The 26,352-nt window shown below is 59.9% G+C and carries 22 protein-coding genes; 5 read left to right on the forward strand and 17 right to left on the reverse strand.

Annotation, left to right across the window (positions count from 1 at the left end; all coding sequences use genetic code 11):
* Nucleotides 1-92: 92 nt before the first annotated feature.
* From MCG44_RS04145 to MCG44_RS04160, 4 genes are all read right to left on the reverse strand, one after another.
* Nucleotides 93-3,026, reverse strand: coding sequence for an acyl-CoA dehydratase activase-related protein (locus MCG44_RS04145; RefSeq protein WP_240286945.1), 2,934 nt, complete (start codon nucleotides 3,024-3,026; stop codon nucleotides 93-95).
* A gap of 253 nt (nucleotides 3,027-3,279) precedes the next feature.
* Nucleotides 3,280-6,855 (reverse strand): M56 family metallopeptidase, encoded by a 3,576-nt coding sequence (locus MCG44_RS04150; protein WP_240286947.1) that lies wholly within the window; start codon nucleotides 6,853-6,855, stop codon nucleotides 3,280-3,282.
* Complete coding sequence (locus MCG44_RS04155) at nucleotides 6,852-7,232, reverse strand: BlaI/MecI/CopY family transcriptional regulator (RefSeq protein WP_147570851.1); 381 nt, start codon at nucleotides 7,230-7,232, stop codon at nucleotides 6,852-6,854. The genes MCG44_RS04150 and MCG44_RS04155 overlap by 4 nt, the downstream gene beginning before the upstream one ends.
* Nucleotides 7,233-7,337: 105 nt before the next feature.
* Nucleotides 7,338-7,997 carry a Crp/Fnr family transcriptional regulator gene (locus tag MCG44_RS04160; protein ID WP_240286949.1) on the reverse strand — a complete coding sequence of 220 codons (660 nt, stop codon included), beginning with the start codon at nucleotides 7,995-7,997 and terminating at the stop codon, nucleotides 7,338-7,340.
* Nucleotides 7,998-8,090: 93 nt separating this feature from the next.
* On the opposite strand from MCG44_RS04160, the gene MCG44_RS04165 reads away from it, so the two are divergent.
* From MCG44_RS04165 to MCG44_RS04175, 3 genes are all read left to right on the forward strand, one after another.
* Nucleotides 8,091-8,774 carry an ATP-binding protein gene (locus tag MCG44_RS04165; protein WP_240286951.1) on the forward strand — a complete coding sequence of 228 codons (684 nt, stop codon included), beginning with the start codon at nucleotides 8,091-8,093 and terminating at the stop codon, nucleotides 8,772-8,774.
* A 236-nt stretch (nucleotides 8,775-9,010) separates the two neighbouring features.
* Entirely contained in the window at nucleotides 9,011-9,511 is a 501-nt protein-coding gene (locus MCG44_RS04170) for an SLOG family protein (RefSeq protein WP_147570848.1), read from the forward strand.
* Nucleotides 9,512-9,521: 10 nt separating this feature from the next.
* Nucleotides 9,522-10,088 (forward strand): epoxyqueuosine reductase QueH, encoded by a 567-nt coding sequence (locus MCG44_RS04175; protein ID WP_240286953.1) that lies wholly within the window; start codon nucleotides 9,522-9,524, stop codon nucleotides 10,086-10,088.
* A 92-nt stretch (nucleotides 10,089-10,180) separates the two neighbouring features.
* On the opposite strand, the gene gltS is transcribed toward MCG44_RS04175, so the two are convergent.
* The 13 genes from gltS to MCG44_RS04240 form a co-directional block, all read right to left on the reverse strand.
* Nucleotides 10,181-11,425, reverse strand: coding sequence for a sodium/glutamate symporter (gene gltS, locus MCG44_RS04180; RefSeq protein WP_147570847.1), 1,245 nt, complete (start codon nucleotides 11,423-11,425; stop codon nucleotides 10,181-10,183).
* Between the two features lie 124 nt (nucleotides 11,426-11,549).
* Complete coding sequence (gene rplT, locus MCG44_RS04185) at nucleotides 11,550-11,906, reverse strand: 50S ribosomal protein L20 (RefSeq protein ID WP_147561805.1); 357 nt, start codon at nucleotides 11,904-11,906, stop codon at nucleotides 11,550-11,552.
* A gap of 21 nt (nucleotides 11,907-11,927) precedes the next feature.
* Complete coding sequence (gene rpmI, locus MCG44_RS04190; RefSeq protein ID WP_050625289.1) at nucleotides 11,928-12,137, reverse strand: 50S ribosomal protein L35; 210 nt, start codon at nucleotides 12,135-12,137, stop codon at nucleotides 11,928-11,930.
* Between the two features lie 18 nt (nucleotides 12,138-12,155).
* The gene (infC, locus tag MCG44_RS04195; protein WP_262669332.1) at nucleotides 12,156-12,743 is read right to left on the reverse strand and encodes a translation initiation factor IF-3; all 588 of its coding nucleotides are present in this window, start codon (nucleotides 12,741-12,743) and stop codon (nucleotides 12,156-12,158) included.
* 455 nt (nucleotides 12,744-13,198) lie between these two features.
* Entirely contained in the window at nucleotides 13,199-14,209 is a 1,011-nt protein-coding gene (gene tsaD / locus MCG44_RS04200) for a tRNA (adenosine(37)-N6)-threonylcarbamoyltransferase complex transferase subunit TsaD (protein WP_186852807.1), read from the reverse strand.
* Nucleotides 14,210-14,340: 131 nt separating this feature from the next.
* Nucleotides 14,341-14,949: a GNAT family N-acetyltransferase gene (locus MCG44_RS04205; protein WP_240286955.1), complete on the reverse strand. Its 609-nt coding sequence runs from the start codon at nucleotides 14,947-14,949 to the stop codon at nucleotides 14,341-14,343.
* A complete protein-coding gene (gene rimI / locus MCG44_RS04210; protein WP_147570844.1) occupies nucleotides 14,936-15,391 on the reverse strand; it encodes a ribosomal protein S18-alanine N-acetyltransferase in 456 nt (151 codons plus the stop codon). Before rimI ends, MCG44_RS04205 begins: the two co-directional genes overlap by 14 nt.
* Before the next feature lie 44 nt (nucleotides 15,392-15,435).
* Nucleotides 15,436-15,897: a hypothetical protein gene (locus MCG44_RS04215; RefSeq protein ID WP_147570843.1), complete on the reverse strand. Its 462-nt coding sequence runs from the start codon at nucleotides 15,895-15,897 to the stop codon at nucleotides 15,436-15,438.
* A 130-nt stretch (nucleotides 15,898-16,027) separates the two neighbouring features.
* A complete protein-coding gene (locus tag MCG44_RS04220) occupies nucleotides 16,028-16,711 on the reverse strand; it encodes a CPBP family intramembrane glutamic endopeptidase (protein ID WP_240286957.1) in 684 nt (227 codons plus the stop codon).
* Between the two features lie 265 nt (nucleotides 16,712-16,976).
* A complete protein-coding gene (gene polA / locus MCG44_RS04225; protein ID WP_240286959.1) occupies nucleotides 16,977-19,667 on the reverse strand; it encodes a DNA polymerase I in 2,691 nt (896 codons plus the stop codon).
* 152 nt (nucleotides 19,668-19,819) lie between these two features.
* Entirely contained in the window at nucleotides 19,820-22,930 is a 3,111-nt protein-coding gene (locus MCG44_RS04230; protein ID WP_240286960.1) for an S-layer homology domain-containing protein, read from the reverse strand.
* Nucleotides 22,931-23,119: 189 nt separating this feature from the next.
* The gene (locus MCG44_RS04235) at nucleotides 23,120-23,734 is read right to left on the reverse strand and encodes an NAD(P)H-dependent oxidoreductase (RefSeq protein ID WP_240286962.1); all 615 of its coding nucleotides are present in this window, start codon (nucleotides 23,732-23,734) and stop codon (nucleotides 23,120-23,122) included.
* Nucleotides 23,735-23,736: 2 nt separating this feature from the next.
* Nucleotides 23,737-24,720, reverse strand: coding sequence for a pyruvate kinase (locus tag MCG44_RS04240; protein ID WP_147570838.1), 984 nt, complete (start codon nucleotides 24,718-24,720; stop codon nucleotides 23,737-23,739).
* 212 nt (nucleotides 24,721-24,932) lie between these two features.
* Here MCG44_RS04240 and MCG44_RS04245 point away from each other — a divergent pair, with 212 nt between their 5' ends.
* Both MCG44_RS04245 and MCG44_RS04250 read left to right on the forward strand, forming a co-directional pair.
* Nucleotides 24,933-25,673, forward strand: coding sequence for a WecB/TagA/CpsF family glycosyltransferase (locus MCG44_RS04245; RefSeq protein ID WP_318653891.1), 741 nt, complete (start codon nucleotides 24,933-24,935; stop codon nucleotides 25,671-25,673).
* Nucleotides 25,670-26,338 (forward strand): dTMP kinase, encoded by a 669-nt coding sequence (locus tag MCG44_RS04250; protein WP_240286964.1) that lies wholly within the window; start codon nucleotides 25,670-25,672, stop codon nucleotides 26,336-26,338. The genes MCG44_RS04245 and MCG44_RS04250 overlap by 4 nt, the downstream gene beginning before the upstream one ends.
* The last annotated feature ends 14 nt before the right edge of the window (nucleotides 26,339-26,352 follow it).

Raw genomic sequence — 26,352 nt, forward strand, 5'->3', positions numbered from 1 at the left:
AGCGGGGATTCAGTGTCCGGCTCCGCCGGGTGATTCAAAACCTGTTCGCCTTCAACGAACACAATATCTCCAAGCTTTACACCTAGAAATACTCAACTCTGTTTTCTGGCTTCAATGGCGGCCATCAGGCTCCGAATGCGGATCTTGACGGCGCCCAGGTTGCTGATGTCGTCGATCTTCAACTGGGTGTACAGCTTGCCGCCGTCCTCCAGGATGGAGCGCATCTCGTCGCCGGTGATAGCGTCGATGCCGCAGCCAAAGGATACCAGCTGGATGAGCTCCATATCCGGCTGGGTGCACACATACCGGGCGGCGTTATACATCCTGGCGTGATAGGTCCACTGGTTGAGAACATGGCGGGGAGCCTTATCCTCCAGATAGGCCACCGCATCCTCGGTGACCAGAACAAAGCCGTAGGAGGTGATAAGATCGTTGATACCGTGGTTGATCTCCGGGTCCATATGGTAGGGGCGGCCAGCCACCACAAGGATGGGGCGTCCCTCTGCCCGCGCCTGGGCGATATACTCCCGGCCGCGGGCCCTTAGATCCTCCTTATAGGCATCGTAGGCCGCATAGGCGGCTTTGACGGCGGCCACAGTCTCCCGCTTAGGGATTTGAAACTCGTTGAAAAACCACTCGCTGGCTTTGCGCTCGAAATCCTTGGGGCGGTGAAGGCCAAAGTAGGGGTAGAGGAACCGGGTCTTTTTCAGGTCGGGTACGTTGGCGGCCAGCAGTTCGGGGTAGTAAGCTACCACCGGGCAGTTGTAGTTGTTGTCGCTGACACCCTCGTCAAAGTTATAGGGCATACAGGGGTAGAAGATGGCGTCCACGCCCTCCTCCACCAGCGCCTCCACATGGCCGTGGAGCAGCTTGGCGGGGTAACACACGGTGTCAGAGGGGATTGTGCGTTGGCCCTTGAGATAGAGCTTGCGGCTGGACTGGGGGGAGAGGACCACCCGGAAATTGAGTCGTGTGAACAACTCGAACCAGAAGGGGAGGTTCTCATACATATTCAGTCCGAAGGGAATACCGATTCTCCCTCTGGAGCCATCTCCCTGCCCCGTTCCATGGAGGGAGCGGAGGTGGTCGTATTTGTAGCGCATCAGGTCGGGCAGATGGCTGGGCTCCTCCCCCAGAGGACGGGAGCACCGGTTGCCGGAGACGAAGCGCCGCCCCCCGTCAAAGGAGTTGACGGTGAGGGAGCAGTGATTGGTGCACAGGCCGCAGGTAGCGGGTCTGGCGGTGTGGGAGAAACGGTCCAGAGCCTCTCGCCCCAGCAGCTGGCTCTTGTCCAGGTGCAGGTCACGGGCAGCCAAAGCGGCGCCGAAGGCGCCCATGATGCCCGAAATCACAGGACGGGTCACATTCCGGCCAAGCTCCTGCTCAAAGGCCCGGAGCACCGCGTCATTGAGGAAGGTGCCTCCCTGGACCACAATGTGTTGTCCCAGATCGTCGGCGGAGGCGGCCCGGATAACCTTATATATGGCGTTTTTCACGATGGAGGTGGACAGACCGGCGGAGATATCTTCCACGCTGGCCCCGTCCTTCTGGGCCTGCTTGACGCTGGAGTTCATGAACACAGTGCACCGGGAGCCCAGATTTACCGGATGTTGGGAGAAGAGTCCCAGCTTGGAGAAATCCGCTATGTTGTAGCCCAGAGCCTTGGCAAAGGTCTCAATGAAGGAGCCACAGCCGGAGGAGCAGGCCTCGTTGAGCATGATGGAGTCCACGGCGCCGTTGCGGATCTTAAAGCACTTCATATCCTGACCGCCGATGTCGATGATGAAATCCACGGAGGGCTCAAAGTGGGCGGCGGCCTTGTAGTGGGCCATAGTCTCCACCAGACCGAGGTCGCAGGAGAAGGCGTTTTTGATCAGGTCCTCGCCATAGCCGGTGACGGCGGCGCCGCGGATCACGATACGGTCACCGCACATGGCGTAGATGGTCCGCAGCTGTTCCAGCACTATGGCCACGGGGTTACCCAGATTGGAGTGGTAATAGGTATACAGCAGGCCGCCGTCGGCGGTGATGAGGGCCAGCTTGGTGGTGGTGGAGCCAGCGTCGATGCCCAGCCAAGCCGGACCGGAGTAGGTATGGATATCCACCTCTGGGGGGCGGCTGGCGTTGTGCCGGGCACTGAATTGGTCGTACTCCTCCTGACTGGAGAACAGGGGAGGCATGGTGTCCACCAGGGTGGTGGCCTCGGCGCTGTCGGCCAGCTTTTTCAGCACCTCCTCAAAGGGGACAGGCTGATAGTCGGTAGCGCACAGAGCCGCGCCCATGGCCGCGAAACAGTCGCCGTCCTCGGGAAAGATGGCGTGCTCACCGTCTAGGGCCAAAGTCTCCACAAAACGCTGGCGCAGGCCCATGAGGAAGTGGAGAGGCCCACCCAGAAACACGATCTTGCCCTTCAGCTCCCGGCCCTGGGTCAGGCCGGCCACCGTCTGGTCCACCACTGCCTGGAAAATGGAAGCGGCCACGTCCTCCTTCCGCCCGCCCTGATTCAGGATGGGCTGGATATCGCTCTTGGCAAATACACCGCAGCGGGAGGCGATGGGGTAGATCTTCTCATGCTTTAGGGACAGAGTATCTAGCTCGTTCACCGTGACGTTCATCAGGGTGGCCATCTGATCGATGAAGGCGCCGGTACCACCGGCGCAGGAGCCGTTCATCCGCTCCTCCAGGGAGCCGCCGAAGAAAATGATCTTGGCGTCCTCCCCTCCCAGTTCGATGACCGCGTCCGTGTCGGGGATGTATGTATTCACCGCGGCGGCAGTGGCATATACCTCCTGTACGAAGTCGATGCCCGCGGCGTTGGCTACGCCCAGTCCGGCAGAGCCGGTGATGGTGACCTTGACACGCTGGCCGGACAGCATATCGGAGATGGAGTTCAATGTTTCCAGTGCCCGCTCACGGGTCTTGGAGAAGTGCCGCTCATAGGAGCGGAACAGCAGTTTATTTTGTTCATCCAGCACCACTACCTTGACGGTGGTGGAGCCGATATCGATTCCTACGCGCAGACTCATGATTTTGAAACACCTACAATAGACTGGATATCTTTCTATTTCTTCAGTATTATGATAGCGATTTTGGGGAGCAAAAACAACGGAATTAACGATTTCTTAACAGGACAGAGAGGAGGAAAGACAGGAACTTAACATCCTGTTTTTCGTGATTTTAGACATATTTAAGATAAAAATTTGTCAAGAATGTAAAAGAGTCCCGCCGGATATCCTCCGGCGGGACTCTGCAAAAGTTATTTGTGGATGAAGCGGGAAGTCATCTTTCCGGTTCTGGCTTAATTACCTGGGGATCTCCGCGCTCCAGCCTGACCCCGCCGGTACCCGAGTCTGTACACCTCCAGGTGCCGTCCTCCTGCCGTTCCAGGCAGTATTCCAGGGTGTACAGCCAATGTCCATCTGGTCCTGGATCAAGGCCGGCGCCCGACTGCCAATATATGTTGTTCGCTTCCACCGGATCCACGGCCAGAGTGATGGCGGCGCACAGTCCGCTGGCCGCCTGCTGATAGACCCGGGCCTCATACAGGGCGGCGTAGGTTACGGCCGATGGGTGGCTGGACCCAAAGGAGGAATAGTATTGGGCCAGAGCCCGTCCATAGGCCTCGGCCGCCTTCTGGGGATCGGTCACTGAGGCGGGGACCACCGGGTCCAGCAAGTCCCGGAGGTTGCTTACCACCACGTCACGAACATAGTCCTGAGTGACCAGTTCCTCATAGCCTTGGCTGCCTACCACTAGGGGGAACTCCCATAGGATGATCTGACTGCGCTCCATATGCCCGATCCCCTCCACCGTCAGCAGATGGGGCACATGGCCGTAAGGATGAAACAGACCGTCGCCGTCGGCGTAATTCCCTCCAGCCCAGCCCGCTTCCTCCAAATTCCCGGTGGTCAAGCCGTAGTCGAAGGCGTACAGCTTCACGGTCCCCTCTTTCAGCAGGTCGGGGTAAGAGGACAGCAGGCGGAATTGGGTCAGTTCTACCCCAGTGTAGGGGGCGGACAGGCCGCTGTCGGTAAAGTCCTGGTTCCACTTGGCCAGCTCATCCGCCAGGAGCCGGTCCACCGCCTCCGCCACCGGGGACAGGTCCTCCCGGATGATGCTGCCGGCGGGAGGAGTCCACCGCTGACGGATGAGCTGGTACAGCTCCGGGCTTTCAAAGAGCAGCCCGTCGATGTCCACCTGGTCCTCGACCAGACCGGCGGAGAGATACAGGGTGACGTCCTCGGGCAGCAGGATGTCCAGCGTCCACAGCCGGTGGGAGGAAAAGCTGTCGGATCCGTCCGGCCCCAGATACCGGTCTGCCATTCGGTTGAGCATCCCGGCCAGCTGGTCGGACGAGACCGGGAGGTCATAGCGGCCTCCGCTGACGGACTGGATGTCCTGTGGGGTGAGAGCGGACAGACGCTGGGTCAGGTCCTTTTGAATCAACTCCAAAGAGTCCTGCTGGTGGAAGGCCAGCACCTGCTCATTCAGCGCCGCCGGGAAGGTTAGGTCCATAAACATCACACTGCCGCCTCCCCAGACCGTCAGCCGATAGCCGTAGCCCCGCCCCCATTGGTCCGGGACCCAGCCGTTGTAGGTGCCGATGACCAGCAGGTCGGGGGAGACGCCTTCCTCCCCCTTCCCCTGGAGGGCGTCGGCCAGCGCCTCCGGGGTGATCCCTAAATACTGGGCGTTTTCGGTGAGAAACGCCTGATCCTGGACCAGCAGCTCCACCAGGGCGGCGATGTGCTCCGGCTTCTCCAGCCGGGTATAGGAGCTGGGCACGTTTCCAACCTGGGTAGAGCGGTTGGCGATAAACTGATATCCGCCGTCCACCGCCCGAAGGACCAACTGGCAGGCCCCGTGGTCCCCATAGTTGAGATAGAGAATGCTGTCATGGCGGGAGCCGCTCTCAAAGCTTGGGACTGTATAATTGGTGTCCCCATGGAAGTGGTAGTAGGCGTCATACTCCGGCAGGTAGGTGAAATCGCCCAGCCCCACCAGATTGGTCTCCTCCAAAGTCAGGCCGGTGTGTTCCAGCAGGACGGCGTCCATCTCCTGCCGGGTGATTTTGGTGCAGCCGCAGTCCGGGTCCGCCCCGCCGTAACCCCGGTCGATGACCAGCCGCCGCTCCTCCTCGCTGATGGAGCTGGGATTGCCGGTCCCCAGATAGAACAGCTGGTACAGGTCGATGTCCGCCGGATGGTCATACCAGGAAGTCAGGAACTGGTTGCGAATGGAGAAATTGATGTAGGCATTTCCGCCGCTGCCGGTCCCGTTGTCAAAGAAGGAGCCGTCGTTGAAATAGGCCAGCTCCTCGGCGGTAAGAGGAACGGCGCCGCTCTGCGCCCCCTGGCGGTTCATCAGGTCATAGAGCTGGACTGCCGCCTGCTGGTGCATCAGGGCGGCCACCCGGCGTCCGGAAACCTCCGTCCCGCTGAGTTCACCGTCAGTAAGCACATAGAAGTCGCCGGAGTTCCCCCGGTCGGCGGGGGCGGCCAGCAGATATCGGACCTCCGCGCCCTGCTGGTCAGTGAGAGTCAGGGTACGCAGAGAGGCCGGGTCCAGGTCCCCCACTACCTGGGGCGGATTGAGCCAGTCCGGGCACTCCTGCTTCAAGATCTCTTTGGCCTCCGCCAGCAGCTCCGGATCGGTGATGGCGGTGGGGTCAAACTGACTGGAGGTGGTGGGCTGTCCCAGGCGGATGCTCTGGGCGCTTTGCACATCACTGAGGAAGCGTCTATAATCGCCTGCCGGACCGCCGCTCTGGTTTCCGTCAGAGAAGGTGAATACTGCTACCAGAGCCAGGGCCACACAAGCCCCAAAGACAGCGGCCGCCCTGGTTTCTGGGTGCTTCACCAGCAGGGCGATGCGCTGTTGAATGGTCTTTTTGCCCCCTGTCATGGCGGTGGAGCAGGACAGCAGATCGGCCGGCCGCAGGGAACGCTGGGCCACCATGCCCACCAGGGTGCGGCCGTAGGGGATGCGCTGGTCCTCTCCCAGACGGCGCACCGCCCCCTCGTCACAGGCCAGTTCTCCGTCCCGTTTGGACAGGAGGACAGCCAGCCACACCAGAGGGTTATACCAGTGGAGGGCCAGGGCCAGACACCGCAGGGGGGCCCAGAGGTGGTCCCTGTGGGCGTAGTGGGTGAGCTCATGGGCCAGCACATGCTCCCGTGCGGCAGAGTCCGCCGCTGCCTGGGGAGTCAGGTAGACCACGGGCCGGAACAGGCCGAACAGGCAGGGAGAGGACAGGTCCTCTATCATGTAGACGGGAAGAGGACACTCAGGAATGTCCAGGGGGCGGCGGGAACGGCGCAGCCTTGCGGCAAAGCGCAGGTTGCTCCCAATCAGGAACAGGAGCATCACCGCTGCTCCTGTTCCCCACAGGATAGACAGGATACGGGGGACAGTGGAGAAAAAGGCGTAATCGGTATAACCGTTTTCCTCCAGGACTGTGCCGCCGCTGTAATAATCAAAGCCGAGCCCTCCCAGAGCGGGGAAGCCACGGCTGGTGATGCCGGCGCTCATGACCGGGTCCTCTCCCTGTTCTTCCCAGATATGCTGAATATAACTCTCTGGCGCGTCTATGTGGTCGGTGGGAAAGGCGTATACCGGGGTGTCCTCCATCTGAGGCGCAAAGTCCACTGCCCCTAAGGAGGACAGGAAGGGGAGCTGAATAGGGATCAGCAGCCGGATCAGCACCACCGCCCAGAGGGCATAGCGGTTCACAGAGGACAGCCGGTTCCGGGTGAGCCAACGGACAGTCAGCACCGCCAGAATTAGTAGGGTGGAGGTGAAGGCCCAGGGGATCAGGGTGGGCATGGCGCTGTTCAGAACGAAAATGCCGCTCATTTCGCTCCCTCCTCTGCCTGTCGAAGAATCTCATACAGCTCGTCAATCTCCTTCCGGGTCAGGGCCTTGTCCTGGGCCATGGCAGACACCATCAACCCCACGCTGCCCCGATACACCTTGTTCAAGAAGGAGCGGGTCTCCCGGCGGACGGCCTGCCGCCGTTCCACCGAGGGCCGATAGTGACGGGTCCGGCCCGTCACTTCACAGTGGACCAGCCCCTTCTCCTCCATCCGCCGCAGGGTAGTGATGGTGGTGCTCTTGGCCCAGCCCACCTTCTGGGACAGGCGCTCCACCAATTCCATCACCGTCAGAGGAGAGTGCTCCCAAAGGCAGTCCAACACATACCATTCGCTGTTGGTCAGGGTGACATCCGGCATAAAAACACCTCCTTAAGTCTACTTTGTAGACCAAACATAACACAACTGGTCTACATTGTCAACCAAAGAAAATGAATTGTAATTAAATTGTAAATCCTGTGTAGATCAGGGCATCTGGCTCACATTGAGGCGAAAGTGGCTTTTCCTGGCGGACAGCAGCCCATCCCGCCTCATTTTGCCCAGCTCATTGGACAGGGCACTCCGGTCCACGCCCAGATAATCAGCCAGCTGCTGGCGGTCAAAGGGGATAGAAAAGGAGGGGCTGTTCTGGAGCACCGCCTGGTCGGACAGATAGGAGAGCAGCCTGCCCCGGATGGTCTTGGAGGAGGTGTAGAAGATGCGCCGAGAGAGGGCCAGGTTTTTTCTGGCCGTGATGGTCAGAAGATTGCGCAAGAGAGTTCCATGGTGGGGTCCCTCGCCGGACAAGAGCAGGCCCATATCCAGGAACAGGACCTCTGTGTCCTGGACGGCCGCTACGTCCACCATCAGTGGTTCCCCTGGGACACAGGCGTAGGTCTCCGCAAAGACCTGGCCGGGGGCAACATGGTCCAAGATGGTCCGGTTTCCCCAGGCGTCGTGATTCTCAATGTTGACGCCCCCGGAGAGCACCAGACCCAGCCGCCCGGTCCGGTCGCCGGTGCGGAGGACGGCCTCCCCACGGGGATAGAAACGGGTCCCGGCTCCCAGACCGGTCAGAAGATCCGGAAGAACGTCCGGGGAGAGCCCTTGGAACAGGAGAATACCAGCCAAAAATTGATAGTCCATATCTTTCTCCTAAAATGTTGTTATAACAACGTACTCTGTGGATCAATGGTACTATACTTAGCCCATCCAAGTCAAGGAAAGGCGGAAAATGACATGATTCGTAGGATCATTGAGATCAACCGAGAGAAGTGCAACGGCTGCGGCCTGTGTGCCCAGGCCTGTCATGAGGGGGCCATCGGCATGGTGGAGGGCAAGGCACTCCTGCTTCGTGATGACTACTGTGACGGCCTGGGGGACTGTTTACCCACCTGTCCTACCGGGGCCATCACCTTTGTGGAGCGGGAGGCGGCCCCCTATGATGCGGCGGCGGTCCAGTCCAAAAAGAGGGAGCGGGAGAATGGAGAAGGACATGGCTGCCCCGGCAGCCGTATCCAGACACTGGGACGGCGTCAGGAGCAGGAAGCCGCCGTCTCATCCCAACTGCGCCAGTGGCCTGTCCAGATCAAGCTGGCTCCCCTTACGGCGCCCTACTTTGACGGCGCGAACCTGCTGATTGCCGCCGACTGCACCGCCTTTGCCTATGGAAGCTTCCATCAGGATTTTATCCGGGGCAAAGTGACATTGGTGGGCTGCCCCAAGTTGGACGGGGTTGATTACAGTGAAAAGCTGACAGAAATCATCCGTCAAAATAATATCAAGAGCGTGACCATTGCGCGGATGGAGGTCCCCTGCTGCGGCGGCCTACAAATTGCGGCGGAGAAGGCCCTGCGGGACAGCGGGAAGTTTATCCCCTGGCAGGTGGTGACCATCTCAGTGGATGGTAGGATATTGGAGTAAAAGGAATGGACGGCCAAAGGCCGTCCATTCTGTTCTTGAGGCCCAAGTTCACCGGGCAGCGGGATTGCGGAGATAGGGGAGAGGAAACAGGGCTCCACCAGGTACACCCGTGGCAGGATATGGATACAGAGAATCGATTGGCTGTCCACTCAATCGAACAAATTTTCCATAAACATTGACTTAGACTATGTCCTGTTATAGAATAGAAACCAGCACAAAAGAAGGGGCGCTGTGTTTTGGAACAGGCAAATACCTGCTGCTTTACCGGGCACCGGCCCGACAAACTTCCTTGGGGAACGGATGAGCGGGACCCCAGATGCACACGGCTGAAGGAGCGGTTGGGACAGGCCCTGGAGCGGGCCTATCAGAGTGGCTGCCGCCATTTTATCTGTGGGATGGCACGGGGGGCGGACCTGTATTTTGCCGAGGCTGTGTTGGCCTTGCGGGCGTGCTTTCCGCAGGTGACGCTGGAGGGGGCGCGGCCCTGTGAGAGCCAAGCGGACCGCTGGCCCCGGGAGGAGCGGCTCCGCTATCAGGCTATCCTGGACCAGTGCGACTATGAGACTCTGGTCCAGCATCACTATGACCGGGGCTGCATGGCAAGGCGGAACCGGTACATGGTGGATCGGGCCTGCCGGATTATCGCCGTCTATGACGGTGAACCCAGAGGCGGGACGGCCCAGACCTTGGCCTATGCCATGCGGCAGGGCCTGGAATTAGATATTTTGGAGATTTGAGGTGCGTGTGATGGATAATACCCTGATGCATATGTGCTGTGCCCCCTGCGCCAACCAGCCTATCGCTCAACTGCGGGAGGAGGGGCTGTCGGTCACCGGCTTCTGGTTTAACCCCAACATTCACCCCTATACGGAATATCAGGCCCGGAAGCGCACCTTAGAGGACTACGCAAGGGAGATCGGCATGAAATTGGTCATCGGCGGCACCTATGATCTGCGGCCGTTCGTCACCGCTGTGGCTGGAAATATTGACGGGCGCTGTCCCTACTGCTACCGGGTCCGAATGGAGGAGACAGCCCGATACGCCGCGGAGCATGGCTATGACAGCTTTACCACCTCGCTGCTCATTTCCCCCTATCAGAACCATGATGCCATCGCCGCCATTGCCCGTGAGATGGGGCAGAAGTACGGGGTGGACTTCCTGTACCGGGATTTCAGGCCACTGTTTCAGGCGGGCCAGGCCTTTGCCCGGGAGCACGGCTTCTATATGCAGAAATATTGCGGCTGCATCTTCAGTGAGGAGGACCGCTATATGGCGGCCAAGCGGAAGAAAAAGGAGTCGTCTAGAGGACTGTGAGCCTCTGTATAAATAGTGAAGAAGGGGACAAAGACCTGATAAGATCGTAAAAAAGCGCCCTGCTCCTCAGGGGAGCAGGGCGCGGGCTTTTATCAGCCGAAGATCAACGGCAGTACATTCAGAAACAGGGTAATAATAATTCCGTTGCAGAAATCAATGAACAGCGAGCCGACCAGCGGTACGATAAAAAAAGCCTGAGGCGCGGGGCCGTAATTTTTGGTGATGGCCTGCATATTGGCCATGGCGTTGGGCGTGGCGCCCATACCAAATCCGCAGAAGGCGGAGGTCATGACTGCCGCCTCATAGTCCCGGCCCATGAGCCGGAACACCACGAACCGGGCGAAGAGGAACATGAGTATTACCTGGGCGGCCAGTAGAATGACCATGTCCGTAGCCAGTTCGGCCAGTTCCCAGAGCTTTAGGGACATAAGGGCGATGGCCAGAAAGATAGAGAGGGACACGTTACCCCAGGTATCGATGGCCCTGGCGGGGAGGATAATGCGCTTGACATCACAGAAATTGCGGATGACAGCGGCGATGACCATGGAGCCGATATAGGTGGGGAAGGTGAACTTGATGACCGTGCCGGCAATGGTGATCTGCACGCTATTGAAGGCCATGGTCAGCAGAGTGCCCAGGCCAGATGCGACGATAAGCAGGATGGCGGCGTTGGTAAAGGCCGTATAGTCCATGCGCTCCGCCCGCTCCTTCTCTTCAGGAGTCTCGTCAGCGGCTTCAATGACGGACTCGGTGGTCTCGTTGGAGCGCAGACCATATTTGTTGATAAGGCTGCGGGCGGTAGGGCCGCCCATCAGGGAGCCGGCGACAAGACCAAAGGTGGCGGCGGCCATAGCCAGCACCTCAGCGCCGGCCAGACCCATCTTTTCCAGTTCGGGGCCGTAGGAGCCCGCGGTACCGTGGCCCCCTACCATGGGGATGGAGCCGGTGCACAGGCCGAGACGGGGATCCCAGCCAAGCAGGACGGACAGCACAGAGCTGGCCAAATTTTGCAGGATAACCATTAAGATAGCGACAAACAGGAAGGTAAATACCTTTTTACCCCCCTTTTTCAACAGCCGGAAGCAGGCGGTATAGCCTACGCTGGTAAAGAACAGGGTCATAAAGAAGTTTTTGATGTTCTCATCAAAGGATAGGGCCAGTACACCGCTCATATAGAGTCCCAGATGAACGAGGGCGAAGATCAGGCCCCCCACCACAGGGGCGGGGATACAGCATTTTCTCAGGAACTCGACGCGCTCGGTGAGAAATCGGCCCAGTACGAACAGGAGCATGGCAATGCCTGCAGTCTGGTAGATATCTAAGGTGAATGTGGGCATAGGTGTCCTCCTTTTTGATTGGGTCGGCTGTGGAAAGGGAGAAAATCAGCCGCCGGGAATAATCAGATGTGCCAGAAAAAAGCTCCGGTGCTGAAATCCAGTACCGGAGCGCAATTTCACAGAATTAGGCCAGAGCCTTCTTGGCGGTTTCCGTCAGTTGGACGAAAGCTGCCTTATCGTTGACTGCCAGCTCGGCCAGCATCTTGCGGTTGATGACGATGCCGGACTTCTTCAGGCCGTTCATGAAGGTGGAGTAGTTCATGCCGTTCAGCTTGCAGGCGGCATTGATCCGGGTGATCCAAAGCTGACGGAAGTCGCGCTTCTTCAGCTTGCGGCCGGTATAGGCGTACACACCGGACTTCATGACAGCCTGGTTGGCCATCTTATAATGCTTGGACTTGGAACCCCAGTAGCCCTTGGCCAGCTTGAGGATCTTATTTCTTCTCTTGCGCGTCATCATCGCGCCTTTCACTCTTGCCATTGTTCGTTACCTCCCTCTGTCTTACTTGTACAGGATCATGCGCTTGATCGCGGCCTCATTGGTCTTGTCGGCATAGGTGGTGCCGCGCAGAGCCCGCTTCAGCTTGGTGGTCTTGCCGTGGCCGTTGAGCAGGTGACGCTTCTTGGTCATGGCGCGCTTGACCTTGCCGGTCTTGGTGAGAGAGAAGCGCTTTTTGGCGCCGCTGTGAGTCTTGATCTTGATCTTCGGCATAACAGAAAACTCCTTTACTTACTTTTTGGCGTCTTTGGCAGGCTTGGGGGATAGGAAGATGGACATATGACGTCCCTCCAGCTTGGGGCTCTTATCCATAACAGCCAGCTCGCCGCACTCCTCCGCGAACTTGAGCAGCAGATCCTGACCGATATTGGTATGAGCCATCTCACGGCCGCGGAAGCGGACTGTGACCTTGCAGCGGTTGCCCTCAGATAAAAACTTTTGGGCGTTCCTCAGCTTAACGTTGAAGTCATTGAGATCAATACTGGGGGACATCCGGATCTCTTTGATCTCCACCACGCGCTGATTCTTGCGGGCTTCCTTCTCGCGCTTGGTCTGTTCGAACCGATATTTGCCGTAGTCCATGATTTTGCACACAGGGGGAACGGCGTTGGGGGAGATCTTAACCAGATCCAGGTTCTGTTCTTCCGCTAGGCGAAGCGCCTCCTGGGAAGACATGATGCCCAACTGTTCGCCGGCCTGGTCGATCAGTCGAACTTCCTTGTCGCGGATCTCGTCATTGGTTTGATGACCTGTGTTAGCGATGGGAAAGCACCTCCAGACAAAATAAAATACGGATAGCCGATATGGCCCCCGTATCACAGCAAAACACCACTGGACATCCAGTGCTGATCTTCCATGTTGACCCTTTGGCGCTGGCCTGGGGTGAGGACGGGGAACCGTACCTACTTTATTGTACCGCAATATTCTACCACCACGTCCAGCTAATGTCAATAGGAGGAACGAAAAATTTTGTATGGCCGCCGCCAGAGACCTGTGTACAGGTATAAAAGATTTACATAATCGGAATTGTAAAAAGTAAGTACAAAAAGTTATTCACACTTTCCACATGGTTTTCCACAAAAGGGGCGGCTCAAAGCGCCATGATTCGGGCGGCTGTGGATTTCTTACGATTAGAAATAGGGAAAAAATGTAAAGAACCCAAAAATTATGGGTGACATAACGCAAAATTGAGAGGGGAGGTATCCAGACTGTAATACTACAGACGGAGCACAGGGAGAGCCGCCCACTGTTCCGCCAGGCGGGAAACAGTGGGCTTATCCCAGAGAGATATCCCGGGTGGCGTAAGCATTTAGCTCCCAACCGGCTGTGTGGCCAGCCTGCCACTCATAGTACCCCTGACAGCCGACCATAGCGGCGTTGTCGCCGCAGTAGCGCAGTTCGGGGAGGTAGAGCTGATCCCCGCTCTGGGCACAGGCGGCCTGGAGATCGGCCCGGATGCGGCTGTTGGCCGCCACGCCGCCGGCCACCGCCACCTTGCCATAGCCCTTTGCCTTGGCTGCGGCCATAGCACGGGGGACCAGGGACTGGCTCACCGCCCGGCCAAAGCTGGCGGCGAAAGAGGGCAGGTCCAGGGGTTCCCCTTTCTGCTGGGCGTTGTGGATCAGATTCAGGCTGGCTGTTTTGAGGCCGGAGAAAGACATATCCAGCTCGTGCCCGGTCACATGGGCCAGGGGGAGCTCATACCGCAGGTCATCGCCCCCCTGGGCCAGCCGGTCCATGGGAGCGCCGCCAGGATAGCCGATGCCGAGCACCCGCGCCACCTTGTCAAAACACTCGCCGGCGGCATCGTCCCGGGTGGAACCCATGATCTCCATCTCTGTATAGGACCGCACATCCACGATGGCTGTGGTGCCGCCGGATACACACAGGCAGACGAAGGGGGGCTCCAGGTCCGGGTGGGTGATATAATTGGCCGCGATGTGGCCCCGGACATGGTGGACCGGGATGAGGGGCAGGTCCAGAGCCATGGCTGCCCCTTTGGCGAAGTTGACCCCTACCAGCACAGCGCCGATGAGGCCGGGGGCATAGGTGACCGCTACGGCGTCTAAATCGGCGCGGGAGAGCTCGGCGTCAGCCAGAGCTTTGTCGGCTAGACCGGATATGGCCTCGATATGCTTGCGGGAGGCCAGCTCCGGTACCACGCCGCCATAGATGGTATGCATCTCAATTTGGGAGGACACGCAGCTAGACAGCACCGTCCGACCGTCCTTGACAACGGCGGCGGCGGTGTCGTCACAGGAGGATTCAATGGCAAGAATATTCATCGTATCAATACCTACTTTCTGATCGAGGGAACCAGCGGACACCGCTGCGAAGGAAGTGCGCGCTGGCGGCTGAGGGAGACGCAGGGCTTGCCAGGAATAGAGATGACGATGTAGACGGGGAGGGGCGCCCCTCACTCCTCTACCCAGTCTCCCATGGAGTTGGGCTGCTGCCCAGGGAGCAGGGGGATCTGGATGAAACGGTCGTATACCTGTTTGGGCATATGTCCACTGTAAATTTTCTGGTGGACGGCCAGCAGCTCACCCGGAGTGACGTCCTCACGGCCTCGGATCAGGGTCTGGTAGTGGACACCAAAGAGGGCGCAGTCATAGCCGCCGTATCGGAACCCGTTGCGCAGATAGAAGCCGAGCCGGCGCCGGCGCAGCTCCTCCCCCTCGGGACTGCCGCCCTCTGGTGCCTCCGCCTCGCCGAAGATGCCTCGGTAATCCTTGTAGTAGCCGGCCAACAGGTCCAGCATAATGGTCCCCAGCCCCTGACTGCGCCTGCCTTCGATGGTTCCCAGATAGTCCAGCAGGGCAAAGGGAATACCGGGCTCCAACCACAGCAGGGCATAGCCCGCCAGTTCATCTCCATCATACAGGCCAAGGGCCTGATACTTCTTCTCAGCCATCAGGTTCAGCATGGCCTTTAGGGGCTTCAGCTCCTGGGGCGGGAAAGCGGCTTTCAGCTCGCTCTCATACAGGGCGGACAACTGCTCCGCGGTCAATTCAATCAGCTTCATGTTCAAACTCCCGTGTCATAATTAAGGCGTCCTCCCGCGGATTTTGGTAGTATCCCGGCCGCAGGCCAGCCTGGTGGAAGCCATACTTTTCATATAGGCCGATGGCGGCAGTGTTGGATACCCGTACCTCCAGAGTGAGGAAGGCCAGATTGGCGGCGCCGAAGCGGCAGTACACATCCAGCAGGGCGGAGGCCACTCCATGCCGCCGGGCGTCGGGGTGGACGGCGATATTGTCGATGTAGCCCTCGTCCAACACCACATGTAAGCCAGCGTAGCCCAGAATATTGCCTTCCCCGTCGTCGGCCACGATAAAGCTGGCCTGGGGGTCGAAAAGGGCGTCAGAGAGCATGGTCTCGCTCCAGGGCGTGGAGAAACATTCCCGCTCCAGGGCGGCGATTTGGTCTATGTGGCTTCGGTCCATGGGGACAATCTCGTAGTACATTGTATTGACTCCTTATGTGATAGGGTAAAGGTTGGGTCTGCCGGTTATTTGTTCGGCCCGCGCAGTTTCCGAACGCCCCAGAGGGATAGGAGAATCCCAGTTCCGAAGGGGAACAGGAGGAGAAGGGCCGCCTGAGGCGGGGGACAGGAGGGATAGAATTTGGCGAGCCATTCCAGCTCTATGTACCCGTAGAGGACGCAGACGCACATGGCAGTGAACAGCAGGGCGGTGAGGCTCTCCAGGAAGAAGGCTCCGTAACGGGGTGTTTTCCGCACCGCCGCCAGAACCAAAACCAGCAGAGTGACAGCCAGCATCTGCATGGAGAGAAGGACCATAAGGGGAGGCCGCCATTCAAAGTAGCAGAACTTACCCCAGCATAGCGCCAGGGCAGAGAGCGTACTCATGGGGATGACCAGGGGGAGCCAGGCGGGGCGGAAGAAAAATACAAGGGTAAGCATCAGCAGGGGGAAGAGGAGAAAAACAGTTAAGACAGTCCAGAATGTCATAAGGGAGCCTCCTTGCAAAGCGGATTTACAGTTCAGACGCGGTGGGAACCGCATAGACCCACTTGTTGTTTCATCAGCCAGATGGGATACCAAGGCCAGCAGACAGAGGGCGCAGGACACTCTCCTTTCGTCAAATGATCCCCCACAGGTGAAGGGCGATGGTGTTGATGGCCAGGTTGGCCCCCATGTGGACCAGCCAGCCGGGCCATATGGTCTGGCTTTTTGCGTCCAGAGCGTTGAACAGAAGCCCGGCGCAGGCCAGCCCAGAGGTAAGCAGGACCAGCAGGGCCGGGTGGAACCAGCCGTCCATGATGGACACATGGTACAGGGCAAAAGCTATGGCGGAAAAGGTCCAGGCCAGCTTTTTGTAACCGGATCGGTACAGGGCAAGAAAGGCAAAGCCCCGGAAAAAGAGCTCCTCCAGCAGGGAGTTACCAAAGGTGATATAGAGGGCCGCCAGTGGAAAAGTAGCGGCGGTGAAGCCCTCCTTGGCCTGTAAATTGCCGGAGATGGCGGACAAATCCAGCCAGGGAGAGAGCAGCGTGTACCCGCCCAGCAGCAGGAGGAATACTCCGCCCCCCAGCAGCAGGGGCAGCCTCATCGCCCCCTGTTCGGGCCGGCCGAAGGACCGGAGGATCGTCCGGTCGCCGGAGGCCAGCACATAGGCGGCGGCGCAGCCCAGAAAGACCAGCGCCTTAGCCGACGACTTTACCGGGTAGACGGGGGACAGCACCCACTCCACCCAAAGCATAGCTAGACAGCCCAGAACGGTCAACAAGGTCGCCAGAACTGGGCGGCGGTCGGTCTCACTCATCCTGACACCCCCAGCAGCGCCCACTTGACAAGTCGAGCAGTGGTATAGACGGTACGATCCATGGAGGATACCTCCCTGCTATTCTGTTGTCAGTGTATCAGATTCCTGCCGATCTGACAACAAAACCAGGACAGTCGGTCACTTTCGAGGGATAGGTGGCGGAGATGCGGGGGGAGGAATGCCCATTGGACGTTCCTAACCAAGCAGGTTCAAGGTGAAGTATTCCGAAAGGACAAGAGGATGCGGTCCGGGCCAGCGCGGCGGGCTAATGGGCGTCCGCCCAGCTCTTTCCAGCGTGGGTCTCGGCCAGCAGAGGGACGGACAGAGCGGCCACGCCCTCCATCTCCTCCTCCACCAGGCTGCAGATTCTATCCGCCTCCTCCGCCGGGCACTCCACGATCAGCTCGTCGTGGACCTGGAGGACCAGGCGTCCCTTCAGCCCCTCGGCGCGAAGCCGGTCCCGTACCCGGATCATGGCCAGCTTGATGATGTCGGCGGCGGTGCCCTGGATGGGGGCGTTAAGGGCTACCCGCTCCCCAAAGGACCGGGTGTTGAAGTTGGAAGATTTCAGCTCCGGCACCCAGCGGCGTCGACCAAAGAGGGTGGCCACGAAGCCGGTCTGTTTGGCCTGCTCCACTACGCCGTCCATATAGGCCCGGACACCGGAGTAATGGGCGAAATACTTGTCCATATACTCCTTGGCCTCCTGGACAGATACGCCGATGTCCTGGGACAGCGAGAAGGGAGAGATGCCGTACACGATGCCGAAATTCACCGCCTTGGCCGAGCGGCGCATGGAGGGGGTGACCTCCTCGGGCCGGACACCAAAGACCTGGGAGGCGGTGATGGTGTGGATGTCCGCTCCGCTCTTAAAGCCGTCGATCATAGCCGGATCGCCGGCCATATGGGCCAGGAGCCTCAGCTCGATTTGGGAATAATCCGCATCCACCAGCACACGGCCGGCCGGGGCCGCGAACATCTTGCGCAGCTCGGCCCCCAACTGGGTGCGGACGGGAATGTTCTGAAGGTTGGGTTCAGTGGAGGACAGCCGCCCAGTGGCGGTCACCGTATTCTGGAAAGAGGTGCGGAGCCGCCCGTCAGGACCGATGACCTTGGACAGACCGTCCACATAGGTGGACTTCAGCTTGGTGAGCTGGCGGTACTCCAGAATCTCGTCAATGATGGGGTGCTGGCCCCGCAGCTTGTCCAGCACCTCGGCATTGGTGGACCAGCCGGTTTTGGTCTTTTTCACAGGTGGGAGCCCCAGCGTTTCAAATAAAACATGGCCCAGCTGCTGGGTGGAGTTGATGTTGAAGGTGGCCTCCCCAGCCAGCTCGTAGATGCGGGACTGGGCCTGGTCGATGCGCTGGGTGAGCATCTCCCCAAAGGACACCAGGGCGCCCCGGTCAATAAGAAAGCCCTCTGCCTCCATCTCAGCCAGCACCGAGCACAGGGGCAGCTCGATGGTCTTATACAGGTCCCACATCTCCAGCTCCCGCAGGCGCTTTTCCAACACCCCGTGGAGGGCGCCGATGAGGGCGCAGTGGGAGGTGAGGGCGGCGGCGGGGCCCACCGGATCAGCCAGGGGGCCGAAAGCTCCCTCGGCCAAATAGTCGCCAGCCTTGGCGGGCTGAAAGCTGAAATAGGTCAGCCCCAGCTTTTCCAGGTCATAGCTGCCGTCGGTAGGGGCCAGGAGATAGGCGGCCACCTCGGTATCAAAGACAAAGCCGGCGGGGGAGATCCCTTCAGCCAGCAGGGAGCGCCACAGGCCCTTCAGCCCGTGCGTAACCTTTTTAATGTCCGGGTCTGCGAAAAAAGTCCGCAGAAACTCGTTGTGTCCCTGGAATTTGTCTGCGAGGAACAGGGCGGCGTGGTTCTCCTTCTTGTTGAGCCGGCACTCCACACATATTACGTCCAACCCCGGCAGGGCCAGGACATCCACGCTGTCCTTGGTAGACCAGAGGGCCAGCAGCTCCTTCAGCCGGACCTGTGTGGTGACGACCTCGGTGGTACAGGAGTCTTCCGCGCCCGGCTGGCTCTGGGCCTCTCCCTCCCCCTGGGGAGCGGCGAGGTGGTACTTGTCGATGAGCTTGGCGAATTCCAGATCCAGGAACAGCTGGTACAGAGCGTTGTTGTCCGGCGGCTGGCGCAGGTTGCGCTCCGGGTCGAAATCGATGGGGGCGTCGGTGTGGATGGTGGCCAGGTCATAGGACATGCGGGCCATCTCTTTGCCCTCGGCCAGCTTTTTTACCACGCCGGGCTTGGCGGGGGTGGACGGAGCCATACAGATATCGGGCATATGGTCATACAGGCAGTCAATAGAGCCGTACAGCTGCACCAGGGCTATGGCGGTCTTTTCACCCACCCCCTTGACACCGGGGATGTTGTCGCTGGCATCCCCCATCAGGGCTTTCAAGTCGATAATGTGGATGGGGTCAAAGCCATACTCCTCCCGGAAGGAGGCCGGGGTCATGTCACGGGTGTCGGTGCGGCCCATGCGGGTGGACACCAGCTTCACTGTGGTGGTGTCTGTCACTAGTTGGAGGGAGTCCTTGTCTCCTGTGACGATGATGGTCTCCCAGCCCGCCGCCCGGTCCTTCACGGAGATGGTGCCGATCAGGTCGTCAGCCTCCCAGCCGTCCAGCTCGTACATGGGGATGTTCATGGCCCCCAGCACCTGCTTGAGCAGGGGAAGCTGGCTGGCCAGCTCGTCGGGCATCCCCTTGCGGGTGGCTTTGTATCCCTCGTAGGCCAGGTGGCGGAAGGTGGGGGCGGCCCGGTCAAAGGTGACGCAGAGAGCGTCGGGCTGGCTGTCGTCCAGCAGCTTGTTCAGAATGTTCAAAAAGCCAAAGATGGCGTTGGTAGGCTGACCTTCCCGTGTGGTCAGGTTCTGGCTGACTCCGTAGAAGGCCCGGTTGACGATGGAATTGCCGTCAATGACCATCAGTTTTTTCATAGCGGGAGCTCCCTCTCACTCCGGCAGAAGGCCGGACATAAAATTACATTTTACAGTATAACAGTCTTTCCCAAGAAGGGCAAGGAAAAAACCTGGGTCCCGAAATGGGACCCAGGTTTTTTCGGACTCTGGGGGCCGGTGGGGATAGGAGCTCACAGCCTGGCCCGGTCCACCAGCCCAGTGAGCTGGCAGAGAATGACCGACACCTCGGCCCGGGTGATGTCGCTGCCGCCGTGGAAGCGGCCCTCCTCATCCCCAGTGAGCACACCGGCCCGGTACCACCGATAGACCACATCGCCCAGCTCATCTCCCTCTCCCAAGTCGGGGATATCGCCGTCCCGGACGGTGTTGATTGCCTCCATCTGGTCATCGGGGATGGCCTGATCCAGAATGGCGACCATATCATACCGTGTGGCCTTGTCGTTCAGACAGGACTGAGGAAAGTCACGGGCGGTGAGGATGCCGTTGTCCAGACAGTACTGGTAATAGGGCATATACCAGCCGCCGGAGGTCTGGGGAAGCGGGTCGCCGCTCTCACGGCTGTGGATCTGATAGGCCAGCACCAGAGTCTGGGCGATAGACAGGTCGCCGCCGGGCTCGAACCTTTCGTCTCCCATGCCGGTCATCAGTCCATTTTGGACTACCTTCTCCACGTAGGGCTGGAACCACTGGCCCGCCTTGATGTCGGAGAAGTGGGGGGCGGCACCTTGGTCGGGCCGCTCTGTTTGACCGGGCGTTGAGGTGCCGCTGGGCTTCCGCTCCTGGTCCACCGTCCCTTGGACAGACTGGCCGCTGGGGGTAAAGATACCGTCAATGAGAACCTCGCCATCTGGGGCGTGGAGGGAGCCATCAGAGCAGAGAGCGGTATTGGCGATAACAGTGTCCTCCCCGGTTTTGATGGGGAAGCTCTGGACGTGGAAGCCGTAGCTGGAAACCGTGTCGCCCCCCTCTTCGGTAATGCCCCAGGTGTATAGATCACCGCTTTTTAATACGGCGGCGCCCCGCTCGGCGGAGATTACATCCCGGTCAATGATCTTGACGGGCGTGGACTGCCCAACTCCCTCGCTCCAAGGGGTGACGGTGTCATAGGCCATGCCGTTGCCCACCTCGCCATTGTCATTGACACCCCAGGTCCACAGGCCGCCCTCCTGATCGATGGCCCAGCCGCTCTCCCCCTCCATACCGACGGAGATCATGCCGTCCAGCAGTTTGGTCAGGGGCAGAGGAGCGTCGCCGTTGTAGAGAATCATCTTGCCGTCGCCGCCATAGCCGTCGGCGCCCCAGACCCAGACGGAGCCATCCTCTTTCAGGGCCACGTAGCGGGACAGGCCGGCATCCACCATGACCACATTGTCCATCACATGGTGGGGTCCGTAGGAATCGGGGGCGGCGGCGCCATAGTCAGTGCCCGAACCGTCCTCTCCCGCGCTCACCAGGCCGTAGTACCACAGAGAGCCGTCGGTACGTACCACCATGGCGCCGAATTTGCCGGTGGCCACAGATCGGACATTGTCCGCTACCTTGATGGGAGTTTCAGACCAGGCGTCAAAGCTGTCCAGCAGCCCTAGGGAGCCCACATAGTAGCCCCAGGCCCAGAGAGTGTCGTCCTCCTTTACGGCCAGGAGCAGGTCGTTGTCTGAGCAACAGATCTGGCGCACACCGTCCATGAGCTTGACAGGGTACTGGGCCTTCTCCTCTTCGGTGAGATAGCCGGGGCCTGCGTCCCACAGGGAGCCGTCCTCCCGGATAGCCAGACGGCTGGGGTTGCTCAGTACGATCCGACGGGAGAGAAGATCGGCCTGCTCCACAGCCTGCCGAATGGTGGCTGCCTGGCGGGGATCGGACAGGGCGGAGGGCCGGCTGGGCCGCTCCGGCTGTTCAGGCTCCGCGGGCGGCTCAGACTCCTCTCCCGCTGTGGGGTAAGCGGTGACGCCGTCCTCGTCCAGAACATAGAACACGGGGACGGAGTCATCGGTGGCGTACCACACCACTTGTCCGTTGTAGACGATGGGGGTGCAGTCGGAGGCCATGACACCCTCGGCGGTCCTGAGGTCAGACACCGAGCCCTCGGCGGAGTAGCGGGCATAGCCGATGGAATCGGTGTTGTAGTAGTAGCCGTTGTCCGCCTTCTCCGCCATAGACCAGATGATATAGCCATCCTCCAGGCTGGTGGGGACAAGGACGGGCTGGGAACCATAGATGTTCCCGCCGTTGGCGTAAGAGGTGATCTGGCGGGTCCTGGTGCCGCTTTGAGAGAAATCATCTTTGCTGGTGTAAGCCAGATAGATGTTTTTCACGTCGGCGGTCAGGTTGGAGGAAGCGCCCTTCCCAGTGTAGCTGTACGCGGTGAGGTAGCCGGTGGAGGTCTCGGCCAGACCGGTGACCTGGGCGCCGGTCACGTTGGCGCCGATGGAACCAGGCCAGCTGGCTACTAGGAGCTGGGTCCCCCGCCGCCCGCTTTGGCCGTCACAGCGGTACAGGGACGCCCCACGGGGATAGGCGTCGCCGTGGTCCAGCGCGACCAGCCTGCCCTCCTGGTCCACCAGCATCAGCTGGTTGAAGGAGTGGGATACATAGCCCGTGGCGGGATTGGACACAGCGGAGGCCACGTCGGAGATGGTCATGTCCTCCTGGCGGACTGTGAAGGACAGGCTGGCCTGGTGGTTCAGACCGTCGGAGCTGGCGTACATCTCGTGGCTGGTGCGGATGTACAGCAGGCCGCCGTCCTCGGCGCAGGTAAAGCCGCCGGCGTCAAAGGGGATGGTGGTGTTGGCCCCTCTTAGGCTGGCCTGGTGCAGCCGCTCCCAGCTCTTGGAGTATTTGACCACCCGGACTACCTCGGCGCTGTCGCTCTCTGAGGGATTCTCCTGGCCGAAAACCACGAAGTTGTAGTCCTCCCCGGCAAAGAAGCCGCCCCAGATTGGGAGCTCTACTTCCAGTTCTCTAGTCTCCTTCAACTGGAAGTGGCTGTCATAGGTCTCTACCACTAGGGTGGTGGGTGTGAGCCACTCCAGGAACTGGCCAGTCTGGCCATTCACCAGCTGGCTGCCTTTCCGGTACTCCACCCGAACCAGGTCCTGGCCATCCTGGTATAGATAGGAGGAGCGGGGGACGGCCCAGTTACCGTTGTAGTAGCCATATCGGTTGGTGGAGATCAGGGGCTCCGGCTGGCTGGCGGCCGAGACGGCAGGGACAAGGGACAGGGACATGGCCAGAGTGCAGAGCAGGCTGGTCAGGCGGGGAAAAAACCTCTTGTGCTTCATATACGTGTCATCCTTTCTGAACAGTCAGGCGGCTGAACCGCCGGGTAAGGTGGGGGATAGGGACCGGCCTTCGTGGGTGGGCCCCGTGGTTACAGTACCCTATCCGGCGGAGAAAGGAAGAGAGAAGGGAAAATGAGAAAAAATTTTGGAGCGCCATATGGCGCTCCAAATCTAAAGGAGGGGTGGGGACTATCCATGAAGGCACATCGGCTCCTGGGCCAGCTGGCGGGCCAGGGAAGCGGCCCTATCTCCGGCACGGCGAAGGACAGCCTGGACGTTGGTTCCCTGGATATCCAGGCCCTCCGCGGCCACACAGTAGGCGTGGGGAATCCCAAACATAGCGCCCAGGGCTTTTAGGTAGTCAAAGCCGTAATTCTGCCCCTCTACGGGGCCGCCGGCGGAGGTGAGATAGACCAGGGCGCGGGCCTGGCTCAGTCCGACCTGCCGCCCGTCCTCGTCATAGCGGAAAGTGATGCCCAGCGCACTGGACCACTCCAAATAGACCTTCAAAACGGCGGGAAAGGAGAGGTCCCAGTAAGGGGCGCCCACGACCACCAGATCGGCCGAGGCGATCTCGCGGGCGGGGGTCAGCCGTGGATCATCTTCCCCGCGGGCGATCCAGCCGTCACGCTGGCGGGCCAGCTCCCCTGTCAGGATGGGCAGAGACTCTCTCAAATCTCTGTGGCAGACCTGCGCCTGGGGATGTAGCGTAGTATATTCCTCCAAAAAACGCTGGCACAACCGCCAGGTACGGGACAGCTCAGGCCCCCGTACACAGGCATCCAAAAAAAGCAGACGTTCCATGCTTAGAGTCCTTTCTCCGCCTCGTGGGCGGTTTTGACAAGATATTCCATCGCCCGGACAGGGTACTGGCCAGCGGCGGTTTCCCCGGTGAGCATCAGAGAGGAGGCCCCGTCCAGCACGCCGTTGTAAATATCGCATACCTCGGCCCGGGTGGGCACCGGACGATGCTCCATGGACCACAATAGCTGGGTGACCAGGCAGAAGTCACGACCCGCGGCCACGCACCGCCGGGCGATATCCTTCTGAACCCCAGGCAGCTCCCAGAGGGGCATGGAGTTTCCAAGGTCGCCCCGTGCGATGCAGAGCTGGTCGGCGGCGGAGATGATCTCCTCCAGATGGTCCAGACCCTGGCGGTTCTCTATTTTGGCCATGATTTGGATGCGGCCCAGCCCACGCTGGTCCAAGGCCTGGCGCAGTGCCCGGATATCCTCCTGTCCCCGGACAAAGGGCTGAAGAATGTGGGTCACTCCAAACTGTCCAGCCAGGTCCAGATTCATCAGATCCTCCTGGGTGAGGACCGGTGTATCCGGGTATACTCCTAGAATAGCCAGGCTTTTCCTGCTGTGTAGAGTGCCGCCCCGCAGCACCCGGCACAGCAGCACAGAGGAGCTGGCCTTTTTCACCTCTAGGAGAATGGCGCTGTCGTCAATGGAGATCTGATCCCCCGGCTTGGCGCTGGACACCACTACCTGGGGGACAGGGAGGCCGTCCTGGCCAAGCAGGATATCGTCTCCGGTCTTGATGGGGATGGGGATGGGGAGTGTGCCTAGCCGCAGCTCCGGCCCCTGCAGGTCGATGATGAGATGGGGGCGGTCCACCCCGGCCTGTCGTGCCGCGGGAAAGAAATGCTCCTCTAGCAGAGCGGAGCATTGGGACAGGCTGGTGTGGGACAGGTTGAGCCTGGCCCCGGTCATCCCGGCTCGGAACAGGCGGACCAACAGAGCCCGGTCACGGCAGAGCCCGCCTAAGGTCCCATAAAATTCCATGAGGGTACCTCCCGTGTATGTGATGCCTTACGGTATCTATTATTATGAGGAAAGAGCGGAGGAAAGTCAACGGTAAGAAAGCGCAGGTGTTCCAATGTCCGCCTTGGACAAACCTTCATGGAAAATTCATAGACTTTTTTGCCAGAGCGTGGTAAAATACTATAATCCTGGCATATGCCCATTGGGCAATGCTTTACTGTTCCCTGGGAGGGATGGCTTTGAAGAAAGATATTCTGGGTGTCCGGTTTGACGACGTGTCCCGGCAGGAGGCTGCCCAGCTGGGCGCCGCCATGCTGGAGCAGGACCAGTTCCACTATGTGGTGACACCCAATCCGGAATTTATCCTGGCGGCGGAAAAAGACGCCGACTTCCGTCAGGTGCTCAACAGTGCCGACCTGGTCATCCCAGACGGCATTGGTGTGGTCTATTCGGCCAAGATACTGGGCACACCCCTGAAGGAGCGGGTTCCCGGTATCGAATTTGCCGCTGATATGCTGGCCAAGCTGGACCAGATGGGGGGTCGGCTCTACCTGCTGGGGGCGAAGCCCGGCGTGGCCCAAGAGGCCGGCCGCCGCATCCTGGAGCAACACCCTAATATCGTCCTGTGCGGCACTCATGACGGCTATTTTAAGGACGAGGAGGCCGTGCTACTGGAGGTGGCCGCCGCTCGGCCCGATCTGCTGTTTGTCTGCCTGGGCGCGCCCAAGCAGGAGAAGTGGATGGCCCGGTGGGGCAGGCACACAGGTGCTCGTCTGGCCATTGGCCTGGGGGGTGCCCTGGATGTCTTTGCCGGCAACGTGGAGCGGGCGCCCGAATCTTGGCGGAAGCTGGGTTTGGAGTGGGCCTACCGCCTGAAGAAGGAGCCAAAGCGGGCGGGACGGATGGCCAAGCTGCCCCTTGTGCTGGTTAAGTCCGCCGGCGCCCGCCTGCGGGGCAGGAGGGACCAGTCATGAGGGGCCGGCTGATCGTCATTGAAGGGACCGACGGCTCTGGCAAGTCCACTCAGTTCGGCCAGCTGTGCCAGCGGCTGGACGCCATGGGCCAAGGGTACAAAAAGCTGGTATTTCCCCAGTACCAGAAGCCGTCCTCCGCTCTGATCCGGATGTACCTAGGGGGTGAGTTCGGCAGCCATCCAGGGGACGTAAATCCCTACGCCGCCTCCGCGTTTTACGCGGTGGACCGATACGCCTCCTTAAAAAAGGTGTGGGGGGAATACTACGACGGGGGAGGTCTGGTTCTTACCGACCGGTATACCACCTCCAACGCGGTCCACCAGGGGGCCAAGTGCCCAGAGGGGGAGCGGACCGCCTTCCTCCGCTGGCTGGACGATTTTGAACACGACAAGCTGGGACTGCCCCGGCCTGACCTGGTGCTCTATTTGGATATGCCTACCGAAAAATCGGTGGAGCTGCTGCGCAGCCGGGAGTCGGCCACCCATACCAAGGCGGACATCCATGAGCTGGACACGGAGTATCTAGCCACCTGCCGCGCCTGCGCCCACCAGGCCATTGGGGAGCTGGGCTGGAAGCGGATTTCCTGTTTAGACAGGGAGGGGCAGCTCCGCTCCATCCAGGAGATACACCAGGAGATTTGGTCCCTGGTGACCCCCTTACTGTAAAAGGAGGTATTCTA

This window comes from Lawsonibacter sp. OA9 (assembly GCF_022440585.1).

Coding starts and splice junctions, on each gene's coding strand:
- MCG44_RS04235 (WP_240286962.1), bottom strand. CDS start 23,734: ATGGAACGTCTGCTTTTTTTGGATGCCTGTGTACGGGGGCCTGAGCTG.
- rimI (WP_147570844.1), bottom strand. CDS start 15,391: ATGTACTACGAGATTGTCCCCATGGACCGAAGCCACATAGACCAAATC.
- MCG44_RS04145 (WP_240286945.1), bottom strand. CDS start 3,026: ATGAGTCTGCGCGTAGGAATCGATATCGGCTCCACCACCGTCAAGGTA.
- MCG44_RS04250 (WP_240286964.1), top strand. CDS start 25,670: ATGAGGGGCCGGCTGATCGTCATTGAAGGGACCGACGGCTCTGGCAAG.
- MCG44_RS04245 (WP_318653891.1), top strand. CDS start 24,933: ATGGCTTTGAAGAAAGATATTCTGGGTGTCCGGTTTGACGACGTGTCC.
- MCG44_RS04165 (WP_240286951.1), top strand. CDS start 8,091: ATGATTCGTAGGATCATTGAGATCAACCGAGAGAAGTGCAACGGCTGC.
- MCG44_RS04220 (WP_240286957.1), bottom strand. CDS start 16,711: ATGAGTGAGACCGACCGCCGCCCAGTTCTGGCGACCTTGTTGACCGTT.
- polA (WP_240286959.1), bottom strand. CDS start 19,667: ATGAAAAAACTGATGGTCATTGACGGCAATTCCATCGTCAACCGGGCC.
- MCG44_RS04240 (WP_147570838.1), bottom strand. CDS start 24,720: ATGGAATTTTATGGGACCTTAGGCGGGCTCTGCCGTGACCGGGCTCTG.
- MCG44_RS04160 (WP_240286949.1), bottom strand. CDS start 7,997: ATGGACTATCAATTTTTGGCTGGTATTCTCCTGTTCCAAGGGCTCTCC.
- MCG44_RS04150 (WP_240286947.1), bottom strand. CDS start 6,855: ATGAGCGGCATTTTCGTTCTGAACAGCGCCATGCCCACCCTGATCCCC.
- rpmI (WP_050625289.1), bottom strand. CDS start 12,137: ATGCCGAAGATCAAGATCAAGACTCACAGCGGCGCCAAAAAGCGCTTC.
- gltS (WP_147570847.1), bottom strand. CDS start 11,425: ATGCCCACATTCACCTTAGATATCTACCAGACTGCAGGCATTGCCATG.
- MCG44_RS04155 (WP_147570851.1), bottom strand. CDS start 7,232: ATGCCGGATGTCACCCTGACCAACAGCGAATGGTATGTGTTGGACTGC.
- MCG44_RS04230 (WP_240286960.1), bottom strand. CDS start 22,930: ATGAAGCACAAGAGGTTTTTTCCCCGCCTGACCAGCCTGCTCTGCACT.
- tsaD (WP_186852807.1), bottom strand. CDS start 14,209: ATGAATATTCTTGCCATTGAATCCTCCTGTGACGACACCGCCGCCGCC.
- MCG44_RS04175 (WP_240286953.1), top strand. CDS start 9,522: ATGGATAATACCCTGATGCATATGTGCTGTGCCCCCTGCGCCAACCAG.
- MCG44_RS04205 (WP_240286955.1), bottom strand. CDS start 14,949: ATGAAGCTGATTGAATTGACCGCGGAGCAGTTGTCCGCCCTGTATGAG.
- MCG44_RS04215 (WP_147570843.1), bottom strand. CDS start 15,897: ATGACATTCTGGACTGTCTTAACTGTTTTTCTCCTCTTCCCCCTGCTG.
- rplT (WP_147561805.1), bottom strand. CDS start 11,906: ATGGCAAGAGTGAAAGGCGCGATGATGACGCGCAAGAGAAGAAATAAG.